This window comes from Roseovarius sp. S88 (assembly GCF_037023735.1).
Taxonomy (GTDB): domain Bacteria; phylum Pseudomonadota; class Alphaproteobacteria; order Rhodobacterales; family Rhodobacteraceae; genus Roseovarius; species Roseovarius phycicola.
The window spans coordinates 3,229,008-3,249,526 of record NZ_CP146069.1 but is presented as its reverse complement, the minus strand read 5'-3'; the positions used below and the strand labels follow the sequence as shown (position 1 = coordinate 3,249,526).

The window sequence follows — 20,519 nt, the reverse complement described above, 5'->3', positions numbered from 1 at the left end:
CTCCTGAGATCACTCGATGGTCAGTGTTGCGGTGGCTTCGATCTTGGTGCCGTTCACAGCAAGATAGCTGTGATCATTGGCATTGAGGGTGACGCGAATTTCATGTGTGCCTTTGGGCAGGGCAGAGAGCTGCACCCAAGGAGCGTAGGCGCGAGGTTGTTTGACGTTGTTCACATAGACATGTGCGTGACCAAAGCCGGGCACATGATCCCCATTTACGCGTTCAGGATCAAAGGTGAAATTGGTGGTCACAAGTTCAAGATTGCGGCTTTGCGGGCCGTCGGGATGGAGTACCAGCTCAAGCGTTGGTGAAGGGCTTTCGGCCTCGATCATCTGGTGCTTGTGGCCGCTATGCTCGTCGCCGTGGTCATGGGCGGAATGATCATGTGCGACGTCACCACCCATATATGCCTTGGACATAGCCCCGTGGTCTACAACAGTGGCCGTGACCAATGCGCCCACGCCTGCTCCAGCAAGAACACCAACTGCCAACAAGACGACCGGATTGGCCATGTTTGCCCTCTTCACAAATAGACAGGGCGGCCCGTGGTGAGCCGCCCTTCAGATCAGTCTGTTGTCAGCCGACCAATGCGGCCACGATCGGGCCTTCGACTATTTCCAACGCTAGGAAAACGCCAACGCCTGCGACCATCGCGCCCACAAGACGGGCATTGGTTGCGGCGGCTTCAGTTGCGCCGAGAACTTTCTCAACAACCCAGCCCGCCGCGATAGCGATGCCATATTGCAGCAGGCCAAGACCCAGCAAATAGCCCACCAGCACAGCCGCGTTCACACCGCCTTCTTGTGTGGCGATGGAGCCGCCGAATGCAGATCCGTGGAACAGGCCAAACGCCGCGAAAAGGGCAATCGCTGTCGTTGCCGTCAAAGCGCGACCGGACAGGACAATTCCGCCCACAACCAGAAGTGAGAGCACGATGAAAGTCTCAGCCAGCGGCATGGAGATGCCAGCATACATCAGACCACAGCCAACCAGCATGGCGGCAATGTAGGCCGCCGGGGTCACGTAACGTTTGGCTGTGAAAAGTGCAGCGACGCCCATGGCGATCACAAAGAAAAGGTGATCAAAGCCCAAGAGAGGGTGACCAACGCCGGAGAGCATCCCGTGCGCAAACGTCTCCATCGGCATGCCATTCAGCGGGTGGTGGGCAAGAGCCGGGCTTGCCACAAGGCTTGCCACAGCAATGGCGAGATACTTTTTCATTTTTGTCCCCCTCGGGTCTGTTTTTGACAGGGGGGTATCGTCAGAGAGACTGCTGGATTTTCTTCGTTCCAGCTTTCCCCCAACGGAACACCCCGTCCGTTGTTTTCAGGTCTCGGGCATTGGCCCGATGCATGGCCGGTCTCCTGGCTCGCGGGTCTGTGCATCCATCGGCCTTCCCGGGGTCATCCCAGTGGCATTGCGATGGGTGCTCTCCGCTTACAGTCGCGGGGGCGGCTGACGATTGGGCGCCCTGAATGGGTCCGCTGTCACGTCATTCCCAGTTTCATCCCCAATGCTTTGCACCTTTGGTGGGGAACCTTGCCTCTCTGGTATGAAACCGCCTGTGCGCCCCGTCAAGGAAGATTCCGACCTTCGACAGCTTTTGAGCGGCATTTCTCACCAGAGCTTTCTTAAGGTATATTCAATATCTTGTGGATAACTGGCGGAGTATGGCCACATACAGGGGTTTTGCGTTGACTCTGGGGCTTGGGGTAGCGTTCCATAGACCCCCAAGGCCGGAATCACTTATAAAACCAGATCGGCCAGGTAAGAGGGACCGACACGCGTGCAGTTTTCCAAGCTCAGACTGACAGGGTTCAAAAGTTTTGTGGATCCCACCGACCTGTTCATCTCGGATGGTTTGACCGGAGTGGTTGGACCAAACGGCTGTGGCAAGTCGAACCTGCTTGAGGCCTTGCGCTGGGTCATGGGAGAAAACCGACCCACCTCGATGCGTGGTTCGGGCATGGAAGATGTGATTTTTGCAGGTGCCGCGACGCGGCCTGCGCGCAACTTTGCAGAGGTCAGCATCCATATCGACAATTCCGAGCGCCTCGCCCCGCAGGGGTTCAACGATGCCGATTATCTTGAGATCGTGCGCCGGATCACACGGGACGTGGGCAGCGCCTATAAGGTGAACGGCAAGGATGTGCGAGCGCGTGACGTGCAGATGCTCTTTGCAGATGCCTCAACGGGTGCGCATTCCCCGGCATTGGTCAGGCAAGGTCAGATCGCCGAATTGATCAACGCCAAGCCCACGGCACGTCGGCGCATACTGGAAGAGGCAGCTGGTATTTCGGGCCTCTATCAGCGGCGGCATGAGGCCGAATTGAAGCTGAAGGGGGCAGAAACGAATCTGACCCGTGTGGATGATGTCATTGAACAGCTTGCCGGACAGCTGGCGCAATTGGCGCGGCAAGCCAAGCAGGCCATGCGCTATCGCCAAATTGGGGAAGAGCTGCGGCAGGCCGAGGGTCTGTTACTATACCGGCGTTGGAAAGAGGCCGATGTCGTGCGGGCCACTGCTGAGCAGGAGTTGACAGAACGCACAACAGAGGCTGGTCGCGCCGAAGCTGCAGCGCGTGAGGCGGCCAAATTGCGTCAGCGCGCCGAGGAAGCCTTGCCACCGCTGCGCGAAGAAGAGGCGATTGCCGCCGCCGTCTTGCAACGTTTGATGGTGAGTCGCGACACTCTGTCCGATCAGGAACAGGCGGCGCAGGATCGCATTGAGACCTTGCAGGCGCGCATTGAGCAACTTGAGCTCGATATGGAGCGTGAAGGCAATCTCAACCGCGACGCGGGCGAGACCATCGAGCGGCTCGAATGGGAGGCCAAAGAACTGGCCAAGGCGACTGAGGGGCACGAGGACCGCGTGGCCGAGGCTGCAAAGGAAGCGCAGGATGCGGCGGCTGTGTTGCAGACACGGGAAACCGATCTGTCGCAACTGACTGAAGATGTCGCACGGTTGGCGGCCCGGCATCAATCTGTGCAGCGTTTGGTGGAAGATCATAAGACGACGCTGCAAAAATCTGAGGACCAATCGACCCACGCGAAAGACGCCGCACATGCCGCAGAGGCCGCGGTTGCTGAGGCATCGGAACAGTTTGAAACAGCCCAAAAAGCAGAAACCAACGCTGCTTCGGCCGCAGGCGCAGCAGAGCAAGCCCTGGCTGCAGCGGATGAAGCGCGGGCTGATGCACAGGCGCGCGAAGCGGAAGCACGCGCCGAACGTTCGGAGGCTGAAGGCGAGGTTAATGCGCTTTCGGCAGAGGCATCGGCTTTGGCACGACTTCTGGAGCGCGACACTGCTGAGGGTGGTCAAATCGTCGATATGGTGCAGGTCAACACCGGGTATGAAAAGGCATTGGGTGCCGCTCTTGCCGATGACCTGCGCGCGCCGGCCGTTGAGAGCGATGGTCCGTCCGGCTGGGTGAACCTGTCGCAGTATTCATCCGCACAAGCCCTGCCAAAGGGCGTTCCGGCGCTTAGCGACTTTGTGACCGTTCCGGGCGTTTTGGCCCGACGTATTTCGCAAATTGGTTTGGTCGATCCGGACGAAGGGGCCAAGCTTCAGTCAGACCTCAAGCCCGGCCAGCGGCTGGTCAGTACCGAAGGGGACCTATGGCGCTGGGACGGGTATCGCGCCTGGGCCGAAGATGCGCCTTCGGCAGCCGCTTTGCGCCTGCAACAGCTCAACCGATTGGAAGATCTCAAACAACAGCTCTCACATGCGAACGCGCGCGCCGACGGGGCCGCTGCGGCGCATGATACGCTCAAGACACGGCTGACTGATACGACGGAAGCTGACCGTGCTGCCAGAGAAGCGCGTCGGGCGGCTGATAGTGCCATGGCAGAAGCAAATCGTGCTCTGTCACGCGCAGAGGCGGATCGCAACCTTGCGCAATCGAAGCTGGAAAGCCTGAAATTGGCGGTGGCGCGGCATGCCGAAGAGGCGCTGGCTGCGCGGGATGCCTTGTCAGAAGCTGAGACGGCGCTGGGTGACCTTGGCGATCTGGATGCTGCGCGTGCGCAGGTTGAAGACATCAAGATGACGGTTGAGGCCGCGCGGATCACGATGATTTCGCATCGGTCGTCGCATGATGAGCTGCGCCGTGAGGGCGAGGCGCGCACCAAACGGGCGCAGGAGGTCACAAAAGAACTGTCTGGGTGGCGGCACCGGTTGGAAACCGCCGAGAAACGCAGTGCGGAATTGGCGGAGCGCAAGGTTGAAAGCGAGGCCGAACTTCAGGAGGCCATGGCCAAGCCAGATGAGCTTGCCGACAAACGAGCGGCGTTAAGCGAAGACATCACCAAGGCCGAAGCGCGCCGTGCTGAGGCTGCTGATATTCTGTCAAAGGCGGAAGCCGTGGCGCGTGATGCCGTAGCCGCAGAGCGCGACGCAGAGCGCGCCGCAGGAGAAGCGCGTGAGGCGCGGGCGCGGTCGGATGCGCGGGCTGAAGCGGCGCGCGAAACCCTGACATTGACTGCCACGCGTATTGCGGAAGAGCTCGAGCTGACGCCGGAAACCCTTCTGGAGAAGCTAGATGTTGATCCAGAGGCGATGCCAGCTGCGGATGCGATTGAGGCAGATGTAAACCGCCTGAAGCGTCAGCGAGACGCGCTGGGAGCGGTGAATCTACGCGCTGAGGAGGACGCCCGAGAGATTGAACAAGAGCATATGGCGTTGCTGGAGGAAAAAACAGATCTGGAAGAAGCCATTCGCACGTTGCGCAATGGTATTGCATCGCTCAACAAGGAAGGTCGCGAACGATTGCTCACGGCTTTTGAGCAGGTCAACTCCAACTTTTCTCTGCTCTTCAAGCATCTCTTTGGCGGTGGTGAGGCCAATCTGGTGATGGTCGAGAGTGACGATCCTCTGGAGGCTGGCCTTGAGATCATGTGCCAGCCGCCGGGCAAGAAGCTGGCGACGCTGAGCCTCCTGTCGGGGGAGCAGACGCTCACGGCCCTGGCGCTTATCTTTGCGGTGTTCCTCGCCAATCCGGCACCGATTTGTGTGCTCGATGAGGTTGATGCGCCTTTGGACGATGCTAATGTGGGCCGATTCTGTGATCTGCTGGACGAGATGTGCCGCCGAACGCAAACGCGGTTTTTGATTATTACGCATCACGCGGTCACCATGAGTCGGATGGATCGTCTCTTTGGAGTGACCATGGCCGAGCAAGGTGTTAGTCAGCTTGTTTCCGTTGATCTCAAGAAAGCCGAACAGATGGTGGCCTGAGCGGTCTAACCGCTCAGTTGCCGACCGGGTGGCGCCGTAGTTCTGGCCAGGCGCAAGAGGTCCGGCGGTCGTCGCTTCTTGATCGTGACAGACAGGTGCGTATTTGGAGACTGCGCAGCATCATGACAATCGCTACCCATGCAAGGTTGTCCCGGAACGCTGTGGACACGCGCTTGCTTGCTGGCGCTGGCCCCGTCGATCATGCGACTGTCATTCGCACCGCTCATCCGGCCTATGAAAATAGCCAAAGCGATGAGAATGGCACCGGGGATCAGTCCCGCGCCAGGGTTCTCGCCAAGCAGCAGCATCGCAATCAGAATTGCGGCCAGAGGCGAGAAGGACGTGGCAAGAGCCAGATCACTTGAGCTGGCATGTTTGAGCGCGAGGTTCCAAGCGATTTGGCCAAAGACAATGACCACACCGGCATAGATCCAGATCCAGCTCCAGAGCACAGGCGACAACAGATCACGGAATGTGCCCGGCCCGAAAATGAGTATGGCCAGCACGAAATATATGGCCGCTCCGACGATGGTCCGATAGACGGAAAAGATACCCATCGGCACGTCACGCAGGCTTTTGCGGGTCACGAGCGTAGAGGCGATATAAGACAAGGTTGCCGCCGCGGCCGCCCATTCGCCGATGCCCAGACCCATCATGCCGCCATGTTCGTTCATGCTGATCATCACGACAGCACCGGTCAGGGCGATAAGCCCGGCAATCATGGCGCGGGGTGGGAAGCGTTCGTTGAACACAAACCAGGCGGCCAGCAGAAACAGAGGCGGTTCGATACGGCTGATCAGAATCACATTTGTGACGGTCGTATTGGCCAGCGCGAAGAAGAAAAGCCCCGGCGTCAGAGCAGAAGACAGGAAGGCCGAGAGAGTCATTACCCGCCAGTCCCGAGGCTTGAGCGCCTGGATGTTGTCGCGGGTCAGGTCCTTGCGAAACAGAATGGCCATCGGGATCACCGATAGAAGCGACCCCAGCAAGAGCAGGTTGGAATAGGTGATCGCGTTGCGACCATTGCCGACGGGATTGGCGGCTCCGATATCAACGAGCTGGGTCACAATGGAATTTGAGGCAGCGTAGATCACCACAGCGATCCAGGCAAAGAGCACACCAAACCGAGCCAGAGGCCACCGCGGCGATAGCGGCAGCCCTGCAACTGGGGTGTTTGTGGCAAGCAGTGCCATGGTGTGCGTCTCTCCTTCGTGGGCCTTTAGGCCCGAATTTCGACGCGTGTTTTCACGCGCGTTTGACGACAGATACGCACGAATTCTGCAATTCGATCAGCAAGTTCGGTAAAGCTTTGGTGAGGTGCCGTGAACTAGGGCAACGGGGTCGTTGTCCACAGTTTGATTTTCAGGCCACCATGGGCGATCGGAGGGCCGGGTTGGATAAACGGAAGACCGGTTGTTTTGGCCAGATCAGCTTCGGTTGTCACAAGACCCACGCGCCAGCCGGAGAAGTTATTTTTCAAGCGTTCCCCGAGACTTGCGTATAGTCCGTAGAGTGGTTTCTTGGTGCCGATCCGGGCTCCGTAAGGCGGGTTCACGATGACCAGACCGGGCGGGCCATCAGGGCGGTTAAGATTGCTCACGGGCTGGTGTGTGATGGAAATGACGTCAGCAACCCCGGCCCGTGCTGCATTCTCATTTGCGCCTTTCACGGCACCTGTGTCGCGATCGAAGCCAATAAATTTTTGATCCGGGTCGTTCGGCTTTGCTGCGGCACGCAGTGTTTCCCACGCGGCGCTGTCAAAACTCGCGAGATCTTCAAACGCAAAGCTTCGTGCCCGACCCGAAGCAAACCCTTTGGCCATCTCTGCGGCCTCAATCAGAAACGTGCCAGAGCCGCACATTGGATCAAGCACCGGTTCGGTGCCGGTATAGCCGCAGGCGCGCAGCAAAAGGACGGCCATGGTTTCGCGCATGGGCGCTTTGGCCACGAATTGCTTGAACCCGCGCTGATGCAGAGGCGCGCCGCTGGTGTCGAGGCTGAACGTGCAGAGGTCATCGTCAATCCGCATCATGAGGCGCAGGCTGGCGTCTTTGGTGATGGGGGCACCTAGTGTTTCATGGATGGCACGTTCGATGCGTTGGGCCGCGGCTCTGTCGTGGTAGATCTTGGACTTTTTGCAAGTGGCCTCGACCCGCACAGGCACATTCGGGCGCAATATGTCACCCCAGGGAAACTTGCGCGCGCGTTTGTCGAGCTGTGCCAGATGAAAGGCGCGGAAAGACCCGATACGTGCCAGCACCCGGGATGCTCCGCGCGACCATAGGTTGGCGCGCCAGACATCCGGCCATGTGCCCATGAAACTGACGCCACCGGTCATCGCCTTGGCCTCGTGAAAGCCAAGCTCCTGCGTTTCTTCCAAAAGATAAGGCTCTAACCCCGGTGCCGTTGACAGAAAGATCTCGAACGGGGCTTCCGTCATAGCCGGTTCAGAAGCGCCGCCGTGGGCCAGGCATCAGCAGGCATACCAAGTTCCTTTTGCACGTCCTGAACAGCAGCGCGAGTGCCTGCGCCGAGAATGCCGTCGATCTTGCCGACGTCGTAGCCGCGATCAGCCAGTTTGCGTTGCAGCGCTTTCATCTGCTCTCCGGCAAGGCCCGGCTCTGGGTTGCCCGCGTCAAACACCGGCGCACCTTCGAGGCGGTTGGCGAAATAGGCGGCGGTCAGGACGTAGACAAAGCTTTGGTTCCATTCAAAATATACCCGGAAATTCGGATAGGCGATGAAGGCTGGCCCCTTGCGCCCCTGCGGCAGGATCAGGCTGGCCTCCAGCCCGCTGGCGATTTGGCCGTGGCGCGGTGTGATACCCAGTGCCGCCCAGTCAGAGGCGGGTTTTGTGGTGCGCAACCCGCTTAGCGACCAATCAAGTGTGTCAGGCACTGCAACTTCCTGTAGCCAAGGTTCACCAGCGCGCCAGCCCAAAGATTGCAGCATCTTGCCACCTGACATAAGCGCGTCCTTGGCCGAACGCTTGAGATCAACCTTGCCATCCCCGTCGCCATCCACACCGTTTTCCAGAATATCGCGCGGCAGCATTTGCACCATGCCAATCTCGCCGGCCCAGGCGCCGGTGGTGCGGACGGGGTCGAAGTCACCCTGCTCATACAACTCCAACGCTGCGAAGACCTGTGGGCGGAAAAGTTCGGGGCGGCGGCAGTCATGACTGAGTGTGACCAGTGCGTTTAGCGTATTGAAATCCCCCTGAAATCCGCCGAAATCGGTCTCAAAAGCCCAAAACGCCAGAAGAACACCCCGACTGACGCCGTGCTCGTTTTCGATCCGGTTAAAGGTGGATGCGAACTGACGACCCTTGGATATGCCCGTGTTGAGCCTGTTGGCGCTGATCAGGCGGCGTGCAAAATCGGTGAAGGGTTTTTGAAAAACGCCCTGCCTGCGGTCGGCTTGCAGGACTTTTTGATCCTGACGCACGGCTGCGAAAAACCGATCAACGGTGGCGGCGTCGTGACCCTTTGATGTGGCTTCGGATTTCAGAGCGTCGACAAAGCTCGAAAAGCTTCCGCCGCAGCTCTGAGCGGCCACTGATCCGGCGCACAGGCTTAGCAGCCCGGCAAGTACATATGTTTTCATAATCGTCCCCAAACCGTCCCTTGAGCGGCAATCTAGCGTGCTATGGGATACGGGCAAAGCTTTCAGGTGTGATTTTCGTTGGTTACACGAAGAGTGCGAGCGTCGAGACACAGAGAAAGGTCAAGCCCCAGGCCATCCAAAGAGCACGACAGGCGGCGTCGATGTCGGCGGGGTTTGCATTTTTGCGGCCATGGGCATGTACAAAGGGAAAGTCACGCAATTCGCCGTCATAGGATCGTGGACCTGCCAAGGATACGCCGAGACCGCGTGCCATGGCGGCTTCAGGCCAACCGGCGTTGGGCGACCGGTGTAGCCGGGCATCGGCTTGGATATCGCGCCAGGCGCTCAGGAGGCCAAAGATTAATGCAAGAAGTGCAGCAGTCAAACGTGCAGGGATAAGATTGAGCAGGTCATCAAACCGCGCTGCTGCCCATCCAAAGGCTTCATGCCGGGGCGTGCGGTAGCCGATCATGCTGTCGGCGGTGTTGGATATCTTGTAGATAAAAAGACCCGGTAAGCCGCCGACAAGGAACCAGAAGGCTGGGGCGATGACGCCATCGCTGAAGTTTTCGGCAGCGGATTCGATGGCGGCGCGCGAGACACCTGCAGAGGTCATATGCGAGGTGTCGCGGCCCACGATCATGGCCACGCTGTGCCGACCATCTCCAAGGGACAGGCGCAGCGCGTCGGCCACGGCGGCGACATGATCAATGAGGGAGCGGTGCGCCAGAAGAATGGCGGCAAGGATAATTTCGGCCCACCAGCCGAAGGTTTGGAACAAAAGACCCAGACCTAAGGCAGCCAGACCCAGCAAAAGCATGAGAAGCACGCCATTGAACCGCGGGGTTGTGCCGCGGTTGAACCAGTGGTCGCCAAGCTGTATCGCGCGCCCCATAAGGATGGCGGGATGTGGCATACGCTGCCAAAGCCAGCGCGGCTCACCAAAGAGCGCATCCAGCAAGAGCGCCAGCGCGAGGATAGCGAAGACAGTCACAGCGCGGCCTCAAGCTGATCCCATTGGTGTGGCGCTGGCAGGCCCAGACGGAGCCAGGTTTTCGAGTAGGGGAAGATGCGCGACCAGACGCGCCCCTTGGCAAGCCTGTCTTGCATCTCAATTGCATCGGGCACCTCGTAGGTGCGAAACAAATCCGTTCCGCCCACCAATGGCCAATCAACCAATGCATCCAAACGTTTGGCATCCTTCGCCAGACGCGCACGCGTCTTTTCAACCCAATCGTGATCGCTCAGCGCTTTCGCCCCTATTTCCATTGCTGGTCCCGAAACAGCCCAGGGTCCAAGGTGATCCACGAGACTGGCGATGGGCATTTTCTTCTCGGTTTGCAAAGGCAGTTTGTAGCGGTCTACGGGGAAAAGGGTTTCAGGTGCGCCAATGGCGAAACCCAACCTAAGACCTGCAAGCCCCCAGAATTTTCCAAAGCTCTTCAAAACAAGAATACCCGGACCTTCCGTCAGGCCAATATGGCTTTCCCCGGGGGTCATGTCGCAGAAGCTTTCGTCAATGACAGTCAGGGGGCGTCCGCCCATCCGGTTTGCGTCCCACATCCTGCCAGTTGGATTGTTGGGGTGAACGTAAACATGCAGATAAGCATCGTCCGGGTCATCCGTGACCCAGCTGTGCCCGCACGCCTCTACCGCCGCTGCGTGCTCGTTATACGTGGGGCCAGGGATATATGCGCCGCCCACGTGATTCGCGAGGTAGGGCACTTTGGCAATGATCGCTGATGCCCCGTTGGCTGCCACGATCTCTGCATCGTCCGGCACGTTCCAGAACGACCGCGCGGCTTTCAGAAGACGGTTCATCGCCGCTTGGTCCGGCAGAGCTGTCCATGCCTCGGGGCCAATATCGCCAACTGGATAAGGCACAGGGTTGATACCAGTGCTCAGATCCACCCAGTCCAGGCGCGTACCACCATAGCGCTCGATGGCGGCATCAAGGCCGCCGCCGTGATCTCGCGCCGGTTTGCTCATCAGACTTTGTCGCCGCCGGGCAGGGGCGGTATGCGGGTGACGAAATGGCCTTTGACTCCCTGTGGCCATTGCTTGAACGGAACCTGGCCGCTGTCGCTTTGGGCATGCAGCTCCGCGTAGTCAACGATGGCCTCGGCATCTTCTGGGTTGGGCTCAAACCGCCCAAGCGTGTAAGAAAGCTTGCCCTCAGCTTGAATTGCGATGTTGCAGCCATGGGTACACCCCATCAGGCAGGACACGCGCCTTGTTTCGACAGAGCGCCTCTGCGCTTGCGCCTCAACCAGCTCTGCAAGCTCTTCACCATGGGTACGGTCGTTCTTGGTCTCGTCCCAATCCTCGCGTTTGCAGGTGTCGCAAATGGTTATGAAAGTGGTCATCAGCAGGCCTTTCCAGTGCAGAACTGTGTTGAAACCGAAACCTGCACCGAAAACAAGCGGGATCAAGCCTATCGGGAATGTGAACAGGCAAATTAACCATTTGTTAAGATTTGAGGCGCACCACTGGAAATGCATTTACTGAATTTTTAGATCATTAACTCGGGTGGGTCCCTTGCGTGTCTTGATCGTCGAAACGAACCTGTCTCTTGGACAGGTCTGGCAACGCCATTTAGAGCGTCACGGAATCAAGGTCCGCCTTGAAACGGATCAGAGCGGCGCAATCGCAGCCCTGGCAGAACGCTCATATGATGTCGTAATTCTTAATCTAGTGTTAAAGGGCAGTAGCGCACTGGCGATTTCCGATTTGGCGAGCATTCGCAATCCTGAGACACGGGTGATCTTTGTCACCGACACGTCGTTCTTTTCGGATGGTTCGGTGTTTTCGCTCTGCCCGAATGTCTGCGCCTATCTGCAGGCTGACACGCCGCCAGATGATCTGACGGCGATGGTCGAGCATTACGGCAACCACGCCTGACCTGAGGTTACGCTGCCTTTGTGATTATCTCTGAGCTGCGCTCAAGCGTGCGATGCACGGGACATTTGTCGGCAATTTCCATCAGCTTGTCGCGTTGTTCCGCCGACAGATTACCAGTCAGGCGGATCACGCGGGTGAACTGATCAATCTTTTCGTCGCTTGGGGCGTCGGCATCCTGCGCATGCACTTTGTGATGGGTGACATCGACACTTACATGTTTCAATGGCCAAGCTTTCCGACGTGCGTACATACGGATCGTCATGGAGGTGCACGCCCCTAATCCGGCAGCTAGAAAGCCGTACGGGGACAGCCCCCGGTCCGTGCCGCCATAGGCTTCGGGCTCATCTGCAACGAGGTGATGTTTGGCCCCGACATTGATGTCTTGCAGGAAGCCCTCCGGGTCTGCTTCGCTCACGCGTAGCACGCCTTCGGGCGCGCCGGGGGGAGCAGGAATGCGAAAATCCAGATAGCGCTTGGCCCAGGTCACAATCACTTCAGCTGCGTATTCTGCATCGCAAGAGTCGGTGATCAGGTGATCGGCATTGTCCAACGTGACAAAGCTTTTGGGGTGTTTGGCTGTGGTGAAAATACGCGCCGCGTTTTCCACACCGACGATCTTGTCATGCGGAGCGTGCAGGACCAGAAGAGCGCGTTTGAGATGCGCGATGTCCTCCTCCAATTTTTCGGAGCGGACGTTTTCGACAAATGACTTGCCGATCTTTACGGGTCGCCCACCCAAAAGCACCTCAGCCGCGCCTCGCGATTCAATCTCGGCCAACGCGCCGCCGAAATTGTGAGTGACATGTTCGGGATCAAAGGGGGCGCCAATGGTCACCACCGCACGGATGCTGTCGATCTGACGTGCAGCCCCCAGCACGGCCGCGCCACCCAGGCTGTGCCCAATGAGCAGGCTGGGCGCCATGCTCTTGGCGTCCAACGCTTCGGCGGCCAGAATGAGATCCTGAATGTTGCTGCGGAAAGATGTGTTTTCGAACTCACCCTGAGAGTGGCCCAAACCTGTGAAATCAAACCGCAAAACGGCGATGCCAAGACCAGCCAGCCGCGCCGAAATGCGCCGCGCGGCTGGGATATCCTTGGAACAGGTAAAGCAATGCGCAAAGAGCGCCGTCGCCAAATGAGGTCCCTCGGGAAGATCCAGCCGCGCAGCAAGCTCATGCCCCGCATGGCCCCGGAAGGTGAATTTTTCAGTCGGCACGCAGGTGCCTCCTTTCTCTGATGTTGCCACAAAGGGTAGGAAGCCCCCCGCAGTTTCGCCAGTGGAGTCGCACATGTGTCACGGCAAGGTGAGAGTCCGGGCCGATTCTGAAACACTTTTGTGGGCAAAGCCTGTGGTCAGGTCAGGCCCATCAGGGCTGTGTCAAACGGGTATTTCGTCAGGTTTTCATACCCGTCTTCGGTGATCAGCACCTGATCTTCGAGCTTGATGGAGAAATCTCCGCCAACTTCACCGGCGAGCACTTCCACACAAAGGGTCATGCCGGGTTCCAGCGCGTAGTCGAAGGCACCTTCAACGGCCTTGTCAGGGTAAGCCACGAGAGGCCATTCATCGCAAAGCCCCACTCCATGCATCAGGCAGCCGTATTTCTGTTTCTGAAATTTGTTGTCCAGAACATGGGTGTTTGCGGTCAGTTCCGGGATGGTGACGCCGGGTTTGAGCATTTCCATATTGGTCATGATGTGCTCATGCGCGTGCTGCATAGCGTAGATCATATCAGGGCGGGGCTTCTCATCGCCGATCCACCAGCTGCGGGAGATATCAACGCAAATGCCGTAGCTTCCGACGAGGTCGGTATCGAAAGAGATGATTTCGTTGTTCTGGGCGATACGTGGGCCGCATTCCTGAAACCACGGGTTGGTACGGGGGCCTGAGGCGAGAAGGCGTGTTTCGATCCACTCACCGCCGCGTTTGATGTTCTCGGCATGCAGCACAGCCCAGATGTCGTCCTCTGATGTGTTGCCAAGCGGCACTGTTTCGCGCGCGAAACACTCCATTTCTGCGACGGCGGTCTCGCAGGCATGGCTGGCGCAGCGCATGGCGAGGATCTCGTCGGGGCCTTTCACCGAGCGGCATTTTTCGGTGACTTCCTCGCCTTCCATGATTTCAAACCCCTGCGCCTCAAGCGCGCGCAACCCGTGCAGCATGACCTTATCCACGGCAAGTCGCTTGTTGCCGGGGGCGTGCTCTTCGAGGAGCACACGAACCTCATTGGAAAACACATCTGCGGCCACATCGACCTTGTCCCCACGGTCAAAGTAAAAGAGATCGGCGCCAGAGCGTTGTTCACGCACTAAGGGGTTGAATGTGCTGAGAAAGGGGGAGTTTTTGTAGTCCCAGATCACCATGTAGCCATCGGCGCAGACCAGCAGAGCCCGAAACGGGTTATGGGTGTTCCACAGCTGCATGTTGGTGCTGTCAGAGGCGTAGCGGATGTTGAGTGGGTCAAAGACCAGAAGACCGGCATAGTCGCGATCCTGGATGAATTTCGTCAGACGCTCCCAACGGTAGCGGCGCATGGCTTGCAGGTCTGGCAGTTGCAGGCCCGCCGCTTCCCATTCCCGGAAGGCCAGTTGGGTGGGGCCGATCTCAATTCGGTCAGCGTCGTTGGGTGTATTGTCGCCCAGAGTTGCACCACGCGTAGGGTCGATTTTGCGGGTATCGCGGTAGTGGGTGTTCATCGTTCTGGCCTCCCTCTTGGGTACAGGTTGGCCCGTTGCAAGTGGGCTGCGCCCGTCTGATTGCGACATGGTTTTTGCCAGATTCCGCCGCGAGGGGCGCGAATCGGGGGTTAACGCCTGAAAAACAGGGGATTTGGCGTTTCGGCATCACGTCGGTATTACGTCGGTATCGCGTCGGTGCGGGTGTCGGTAGAGGGCCGGGTTATTGTGGCGTTCGGTGGGGTGAAGGGTTTCTTAAGGTGTTTGAAGGTGGCTGTGAGACCCATTGCCCTTTCGTGTCTCGATCCGTGCCGAGTGTCTGTGTTTGAGGGTTTCTGTCTGTTAAAGCGTTTAGCGATAAACCTGACTCGCAGATGATCGCGAAACGCCGCGCGACACTCAATCGTTGCACGCGTTTCACCTTTCGCTGAGGTCTCAGGTTAAAGGCGAAGCGCTTTAGGTTGTTGTAGTGGAAACGTTATGTCGTCACGATCTAATGGCAGCTCCGCGGACAAACCAGCCGTAAGGTTGTCTGCAGTGAATGTCCGCAATGCGGTTTATTCAGCGGCACTCAATGAGGCAGGTACACGAAACTCGCGTGCGATTTCTGAGACCAGTGCCTTGACTGGAGCGGACCTGCTTTTGGGGTTGACCCGTGCAACGAATGTAATGCTAGGCGGCGATGGGAACAGGTTTTCGATCACATCCATGTCTTCCGTCACATGCATTCCGTTCAACAAGGCAATGCCAAGCCCTGAACGAACACCCGATTGAATGCCTGCGGCACTTGGGCACTCAAGGACTTTCTCAAAGGATCGTCCTTCTTGCAGCACCTCCGAAAAACCCCACTTCCGGTAAAAGCAATTGGTATCGAATGACAGAAACGGAATTGGTCGAGCGAGGTCTAGTTCATAGTCTTTCGATTTGACCCAATGAAGGGTGTCATCAAAGAGAGCCTGATCTTGGGGCTCTATGTCTGTTGTGAACACCTGCATCATCGCAAGATCAAGCTCATCTGCTTGCAGCCAGGCTTGAACATTCAGGCTTTGGCTGGTCCGCGTTCGCACACTTACAGAAGGGTACAACCGCGTGAACCGACCAAGGATTCCAGCGATGTCGCTGGTCGTAGCATCTTCGGTCATGCCCAGACGAATGGCTCCATTCAAGTTTTTCTTTCCCAAATCTGAAAGCGCTTCGTCATGCAGATTGATAATACGCAAGGCATAATCATGAAGGCGTTTTCCGGCATCCGTGAACAATGGTCCTCCGGATTGCCGTGCTAAGAGGGCGCAATCCAACGCACTTTCTAACCGTTTGATTTTGTGACTAACGGCCGACTGCGACAAACCCAATTGTCTCGCCGCATTGGTAACGCCGCCACTGGTGCCAATGGCGCACAACGCACGCATTGCATCGATTTCCAGCCTTTCAGCCAAGGCCACTCCTCACATGACAAACAAGCATCAAAATATGACAATCATTCATTTGTGTCATATCTTAGCTTTGGTTATCCATCTTGCAAAGCCAAATTTGCGAGGACACCCCATGACCGACGTTAGCCATCAAAACGCTATAACGCGCGACAATCGCAAGCTCACTTCTCTGTTCGAAGTCATCGGCTCCATTCTGGCTATGGTCTATGCGATGTCGATTGCGATGAACATTGGAGCGGAGATGCTTGGGTTTTCCTTGCTCTTGGTGTCGTCGGCGCTGTTTGCAGGTTGGGCTATTTTAGACCGGCGTTGGACGTTCCTATTGCTCCAGGCGTTCTATGCAACGTCGGCAATTATTGGGTTGATCCGTTGGGCCTGAACACAATTCAGCGAAATCGCCCACACCAACAAGAAGGAGAGAAACTATGAAACTGATGGACTTCAAGGTTCTAGCATTCGACGTTTATGGCACGCTGATCGACTGGGAAAGCGGCATGGTCACAGCTCTCAAACCATTGACGGACAAGGTCAGTCAAAACCTGACGCGCGACGATATTCTTGAAGCACACGCCTATCATGAATCCACGACGCAGCGCTGGACACCCAACAAAAAGTACTTTGATCTTCTTGCAGTGGTTTACCGTCGTCTGGCTGAAGAATGGGGTGTCGAAGTGACTTGGGAAGAATGCCAAGCATACGGCCTGTCCGTGCGCCAGTGGCCTGCGTTTGACGACAGCCGTGAAGCACTCGCCTACCTCAAACAACACTACAAACTGGTCGTCCTGACCAATACCGACAATACGAGTTTTTCAAGCTCGAATGCTCGGCTCGATGTCCACTTTGATGGTGTTTACACCGCTGAAGACGTTGGCAGCTACAAACCATCTGATCGAAACTTTGACTACATGCTGGATACGCTTGCGCGGCAAGGTATCTCCAAAAAGGACATTCTTCATACAGCAGAAAGCATGTTCCACGATCATGGCCCTGCCAATAAATACGGGCTATCTAATTGCTGGATCTATCGTCGTCACGAAAAAGAAGGGTTCGGGGCAACAATGAACCCCGGAGAGATGCCCAGCTATGACTTCTGCTTCAACAGTATGGCTGAGCTGGCTGCAGCACATAAGGCGGAGCTGTCGGGCGCGTAAACTACGCAGCAGTCATTCGCGGCGGTGCAGAATATCGGAAGGTTGGGCTCAGAGCGGTCATAGATGCCATCCAAAACCGCACAGTCACGCCTCGCGCACTGTGTCGATCATCAGTTGCACATTCGCAGGATCGGCATCTGGTGTAATCCCGTGGCCAAGGTTGAAGATGTGGGGGCCTTTGCGGAAGGCCTCGACCACGGCCTTGGTTTCGCGCACGAGGTCTTCGCCGCCGGTGACCATATGAGACGAGGCGAGGTTGCCCTGTACGCAGCCAGAGACCTGTACATGCTCGGCGGCCCATTCGGGGCTGACGGAATTGTCGATCGCGACGCAATCGGCACCGGTTTTTTCGTGGAAACCGATATAGCCGTCGCCGCCTTCACGGGGGAAGGCGATGATGGGCGTGTTGGGGTATTTGACCTTGAGACTTTCGATGATGCGTTTGGTGGGCGCTACGGCGAAATCTTCAAAGTCCTGCCCTTTGAGGGAGCCTGCCCAGCTGTCGAAGATTTTGACTACCTCTGCGCCCGACTCGATCTGTGCGGAGAGGTAGACGATTGTGGCGTCTGTCAGCCGGTTCATCACGGCCTCAAAGAGCGGGCGGTTTTCCTCTTTCAGCGCATGAGCGGGACCTTGATCCGGTGTGCCACGCCCGGCGATCATGTAGGTGGCCACAGTCCAGGGAGCCCCGGCAAAGCCGATTAATGTGGTCTCGGAGGGCAGAGAGGATGCGAGGTTGCGCACGGTTTGATAGACGGGTGCGAGCGTGTCGTGAAGGTCGTCGGCGCCTTTCAGGGCATCGAACTCGGATTGCTGCGTGATGGTCGAGAGGCGCGGGCCTTCGCCCGTGACAAACCACAGATCAGCGCCCAAAGCCTGCGGTACCAGAAGAATGTCGGCAAAGAGAATGGCGGCGTCAAATCCATAGCGGCGGATCGGTTGCAGCGTCACTTCCGTGGCCAGATCCGAGTTATAGCAGAGCGACAGGAAATCCCCGGCCTCAGCGCGGGTGGCGCGATACTCGGGCAGGTAACGGCCAGCCTGGCGCATCATCCAGATGGGCGGTGTGTCCTGCACCTCGCCTGCGAGAGCTTTGAGGATGGTTTTTGTTGGCGCCATGGGTGTCTCCCTTTGCCTAGGTGGTCCCAAGTGAGGCGGGGAAAGTCAACCAAAACTTGTCAGCCTAGGTTTACATGTCTAGACCAGTGTTATGACACAAGAATTGCCCACTCCGTCCGCGCCGCTCAAGATCGGCACCCGTGGTTCGCCCCTGGCTCTGGCTCAGGCGCATGAAACAAGAATGCGCCTTTCCAAGGCGTTCGACCTGTCGGAAGACTGTTTTGAAATCCATGTCATCAAAACAACCGGAGACCGGGTTTTGGACCGGCCTTTGAAAGAGATTGGCGGTAAGGGATTGTTCACGCGTGAGATCGAAGATGCGATGCTGTCAGGTGAAATTGACATTGCTGTGCATTCCATGAAGGACATGCCGGTGGAACAGCCCGGTGGGCTGGTGCTTGATACGTATCTGCCGCGCGAGGATGTGCGCGATGCGTTTGTCTCACCGCATTTCGATGGACTTCAGGCGTTGCCGGAGGGCACCAAGGTCGGCACGTCGAGCCTGCGCCGCAAGGCACAGGTTTTGGTCAAATTCCCCCGTCTTGAGGTGGTGGAGTTTCGCGGCAATGTGCAGACCCGGCTGAAAAAGCTTGAAGATGGCGTGGCAGGTTGCACGTTTCTGGCAATGGCAGGGTTGAACCGGCTGGGGCAGTCAGAGGTGGCCAAGGGGGCGATTGCGCCTGAGGATATGCTGCCGGCTGTTGCGCAAGGGGCCATTGGAATTGAGCGGCGTGTGGATGACACCCGCGTGGCCGATATGCTGGCGGCCATTCATGACGGGCCAACCGGGCAAAGACTGGCGGCAGAGCGGGCGTTTCTGGCGGCTCTCGATGGGTCTTGTGAGACCCCGATTGCCGGGTTGGCAGAGCTGGAGGGCGGGTCAATCCGGTTGCGCGGCGAGATCCTGCGCCCGGATGGAAGCGAGAGCCTGGAAGATGAGGCCACCGCCCCGATTGAGGATGGCGCGGCTTTGGGTGCCGAACTGGCAAATGGATTGTTGAAGCGCGCGGGCGAAGGTTTCTTTGACTGGCGCGCCTGATCCGGCGGGGTTCGGGCCATCGGCGCGTGTGGACTGCGTCATAGAAAATACGTTGCCCAAAGTCTGGGATATCTTCGTTCCTGTCTCCCTTCCAGACCTCTTTCCCAAGGCCAAGGGCCCTATTCCGCCGGTGGTGGATGTGCAGGATCAGACCGGGCGTTGGGATGAGGTTGGTCAAACCCGGACCGTGGTTATGGGCGATGGCAACACGGCGCGAGAAGAGATCACCTATAGCGATCCCAATGGGGGACGGGCGGCAGAGCGTATGGCGGAGTTTGCCTATACGGTGTCGGGGTTTACCGGGCCGTTTTCGTGGCTGGTGAAATCTGCGCATGGGCGGTGGGTTTTTACCGCGCAGTCCAGTGAGACACAGGTGGTGTGGACTTATGGCTTTCGCGCAACGACTATCCTGACGCGTCCTCTTGTGGCCCTATTGGCCGCTACGTTTTGGCGGGCGTATATGCACGATGGCTTGGGCCATTTCAAAGCCTTGGCCGAGCGTGGTTAATTCCCTGACATAAGGGTCTTCCACGCCGCCTTGATGTGATCCGCTTTGAAGCTGTGCCCCCCATCATGCAGGCATTTTGTCATCGTTGCTTCCTGTTCACTGCGCCAGCTTTCGCAACTCAGATCCGGGGTCATATCGGGGCTGTCGGACGCGCTGTAACCACCGTTCGCGATGTACATGGCCACTGTTTTGTTCACGTCGCCCTGATGGGTTTCTGCGATGGGCCGACCGGTGAGGGGTACGATCGTGTCTGATGTGCCATGGATATGGATGATGTTTGCCGCGGGCGTATCGCAGCTTGTCGGCTCAGGGGCCCAGAAGGTGCCAGCAATGGGGATGAACCCGGCATAGTCATCCGGGCGGGCGCAGAGGAGGTTCCAGACCATCATGCCGCCAGCAGAAAACCCTGCAACAACGATGCGGTCGGGATCGATGTTGTGTTTCGAGATGAGCGCTTCTTTGAGCGCATCGAAATAGGCAATTTCGTCGACATCGGGTGAGGTGCTTTGCCCCGGCGCGTTGGGGATGGACCAGTCGTCCATTATGGCATCGGGGGCGACAAGCGCTACGCCGAGCCGTTCAGCTAGGGCCGCAAGCGACTTGTTGCGCATTGTACCTCGCGCCGAGCCTTTGTAGCCATGCGCAAAGATCAGGGCGGCGGGTTTGTCGCCTGCAGTGTCCGGCATTTGAATGCGGTAGGTTCGGTCGCCAAGCGCGCAGTCAGTGTCTGCCCCGCAGGCGTGCGCCGAAAGCGGGAACAGGGACAGGGCAAAAATCAGAGCAATAAAACGTTTCATGGTACAGTTGTATCAGCAGATGTGTCGCCGGAAAAAGGGCGAGTGTGGT

Annotated in this window: 19 protein-coding genes and 1 riboswitch; of the genes, 6 read left to right on the top strand and 13 right to left on the bottom strand. The window is 57.8% G+C overall.

Annotation, left to right across the window (positions count from 1 at the left end):
* Window positions 1-9: 9 nt before the first annotated feature.
* Together RZ517_RS16460 and RZ517_RS16455 are read right to left on the bottom strand one after the other, a co-directional pair.
* Entirely contained in the window at window positions 10-513 is a 504-nt protein-coding gene (locus RZ517_RS16460; RefSeq protein ID WP_338549214.1) for a hypothetical protein, read from the bottom strand.
* A gap of 64 nt (window positions 514-577) precedes the next feature.
* Window positions 578-1,222, bottom strand: a complete 645-nt coding sequence (locus RZ517_RS16455) for a HupE/UreJ family protein (RefSeq protein ID WP_338549213.1) — start codon at window positions 1,220-1,222, stop codon at window positions 578-580.
* 116 nt (window positions 1,223-1,338) lie between these two features.
* Window positions 1,339-1,558: riboswitch (cobalamin riboswitch) on the bottom strand.
* Window positions 1,559-1,787: 229 nt separating this feature from the next.
* Here RZ517_RS16455 and smc point away from each other — a divergent pair.
* Window positions 1,788-5,240 (top strand): chromosome segregation protein SMC, encoded by a 3,453-nt coding sequence (gene smc / locus RZ517_RS16450; protein WP_338549212.1) that lies wholly within the window; start codon window positions 1,788-1,790, stop codon window positions 5,238-5,240.
* Between the two features lie 5 nt (window positions 5,241-5,245).
* On the opposite strand, the gene RZ517_RS16445 is transcribed toward smc, so the two are convergent.
* The 6 genes from RZ517_RS16445 to RZ517_RS16420 form a co-directional block, all read right to left on the bottom strand.
* Window positions 5,246-6,433 (bottom strand): DMT family transporter, encoded by a 1,188-nt coding sequence (locus RZ517_RS16445; RefSeq protein WP_338549211.1) that lies wholly within the window; start codon window positions 6,431-6,433, stop codon window positions 5,246-5,248.
* Between the two features lie 134 nt (window positions 6,434-6,567).
* Complete coding sequence (locus tag RZ517_RS16440) at window positions 6,568-7,680, bottom strand: THUMP domain-containing class I SAM-dependent RNA methyltransferase (RefSeq protein ID WP_338549210.1); 1,113 nt, start codon at window positions 7,678-7,680, stop codon at window positions 6,568-6,570.
* Entirely contained in the window at window positions 7,677-8,846 is a 1,170-nt protein-coding gene (locus RZ517_RS16435; protein ID WP_338549209.1) for a lytic murein transglycosylase, read from the bottom strand. Before RZ517_RS16435 ends, RZ517_RS16440 begins: the two co-directional genes overlap by 4 nt.
* Window positions 8,847-8,928: 82 nt before the next feature.
* Window positions 8,929-9,840, bottom strand: coding sequence for an adenosylcobinamide-phosphate synthase CbiB (gene cbiB / locus RZ517_RS16430; RefSeq protein WP_338549208.1), 912 nt, complete (start codon window positions 9,838-9,840; stop codon window positions 8,929-8,931).
* The gene (locus RZ517_RS16425) at window positions 9,837-10,835 is read right to left on the bottom strand and encodes a threonine-phosphate decarboxylase (RefSeq protein ID WP_338549207.1); all 999 of its coding nucleotides are present in this window, start codon (window positions 10,833-10,835) and stop codon (window positions 9,837-9,839) included. The genes cbiB and RZ517_RS16425 overlap by 4 nt, the downstream gene beginning before the upstream one ends.
* Window positions 10,835-11,212 (bottom strand): DUF1636 domain-containing protein, encoded by a 378-nt coding sequence (locus RZ517_RS16420; RefSeq protein WP_338549206.1) that lies wholly within the window; start codon window positions 11,210-11,212, stop codon window positions 10,835-10,837. The genes RZ517_RS16425 and RZ517_RS16420 overlap by 1 nt, the downstream gene beginning before the upstream one ends.
* A gap of 163 nt (window positions 11,213-11,375) precedes the next feature.
* Between RZ517_RS16420 and RZ517_RS16415 the strand changes: the two genes are divergently transcribed.
* A complete protein-coding gene (locus RZ517_RS16415) occupies window positions 11,376-11,747 on the top strand; it encodes a response regulator (RefSeq protein WP_422395547.1) in 372 nt (123 codons plus the stop codon).
* A 7-nt stretch (window positions 11,748-11,754) separates the two neighbouring features.
* Here the strand turns inward: RZ517_RS16415 and RZ517_RS16410 are convergent, their stop codons facing one another.
* The 3 genes from RZ517_RS16410 to RZ517_RS16400 all read right to left on the bottom strand — a co-directional run bounded on the left by RZ517_RS16410 (window position 11,755) and on the right by RZ517_RS16400 (window position 15,859).
* Window positions 11,755-12,963: a bifunctional alpha/beta hydrolase/OsmC family protein gene (locus tag RZ517_RS16410; protein WP_338549204.1), complete on the bottom strand. Its 1,209-nt coding sequence runs from the start codon at window positions 12,961-12,963 to the stop codon at window positions 11,755-11,757.
* Between the two features lie 137 nt (window positions 12,964-13,100).
* On the bottom strand, window positions 13,101-14,444 hold the full coding sequence (gene dddP / locus RZ517_RS16405; RefSeq protein ID WP_338549203.1) for a dimethylsulfonioproprionate lyase DddP: 1,344 nt from the start codon (window positions 14,442-14,444) through the stop codon (window positions 13,101-13,103).
* A gap of 536 nt (window positions 14,445-14,980) precedes the next feature.
* Window positions 14,981-15,859, bottom strand: a complete 879-nt coding sequence (locus tag RZ517_RS16400) for a LysR family transcriptional regulator (RefSeq protein ID WP_338549202.1) — start codon at window positions 15,857-15,859, stop codon at window positions 14,981-14,983.
* 109 nt (window positions 15,860-15,968) lie between these two features.
* On the opposite strand from RZ517_RS16400, the gene RZ517_RS16395 reads away from it, so the two are divergent.
* On the top strand, window positions 15,969-16,235 hold the full coding sequence (locus RZ517_RS16395) for a hypothetical protein (RefSeq protein ID WP_338549201.1): 267 nt from the start codon (window positions 15,969-15,971) through the stop codon (window positions 16,233-16,235).
* A gap of 46 nt (window positions 16,236-16,281) precedes the next feature.
* Window positions 16,282-17,007 (top strand): haloacid dehalogenase type II, encoded by a 726-nt coding sequence (locus RZ517_RS16390; RefSeq protein WP_338549200.1) that lies wholly within the window; start codon window positions 16,282-16,284, stop codon window positions 17,005-17,007.
* Window positions 17,008-17,091: 84 nt separating this feature from the next.
* Here the strand turns inward: RZ517_RS16390 and hemE are convergent, their stop codons facing one another.
* Window positions 17,092-18,126 (bottom strand): uroporphyrinogen decarboxylase, encoded by a 1,035-nt coding sequence (hemE, locus tag RZ517_RS16385; protein WP_338549199.1) that lies wholly within the window; start codon window positions 18,124-18,126, stop codon window positions 17,092-17,094.
* 91 nt (window positions 18,127-18,217) lie between these two features.
* Here hemE and hemC point away from each other — a divergent pair, with 91 nt between their 5' ends.
* Both hemC and RZ517_RS16375 read left to right on the top strand, forming a co-directional pair.
* Window positions 18,218-19,165 (top strand): hydroxymethylbilane synthase, encoded by a 948-nt coding sequence (gene hemC, locus RZ517_RS16380; protein WP_338549198.1) that lies wholly within the window; start codon window positions 18,218-18,220, stop codon window positions 19,163-19,165.
* Window positions 19,149-19,673, top strand: coding sequence for an SRPBCC family protein (locus RZ517_RS16375; protein WP_338549197.1), 525 nt, complete (start codon window positions 19,149-19,151; stop codon window positions 19,671-19,673). Before hemC ends, RZ517_RS16375 begins: the two co-directional genes overlap by 17 nt.
* On the opposite strand, the gene RZ517_RS16370 is transcribed toward RZ517_RS16375, so the two are convergent.
* Window positions 19,670-20,470 (bottom strand): alpha/beta hydrolase family esterase, encoded by an 801-nt coding sequence (locus RZ517_RS16370; protein ID WP_338549196.1) that lies wholly within the window; start codon window positions 20,468-20,470, stop codon window positions 19,670-19,672. The two genes, RZ517_RS16375 and RZ517_RS16370, sit on opposite strands and share 4 nt — an antisense overlap.
* Window positions 20,471-20,519: the final 49 nt, after the last annotated feature.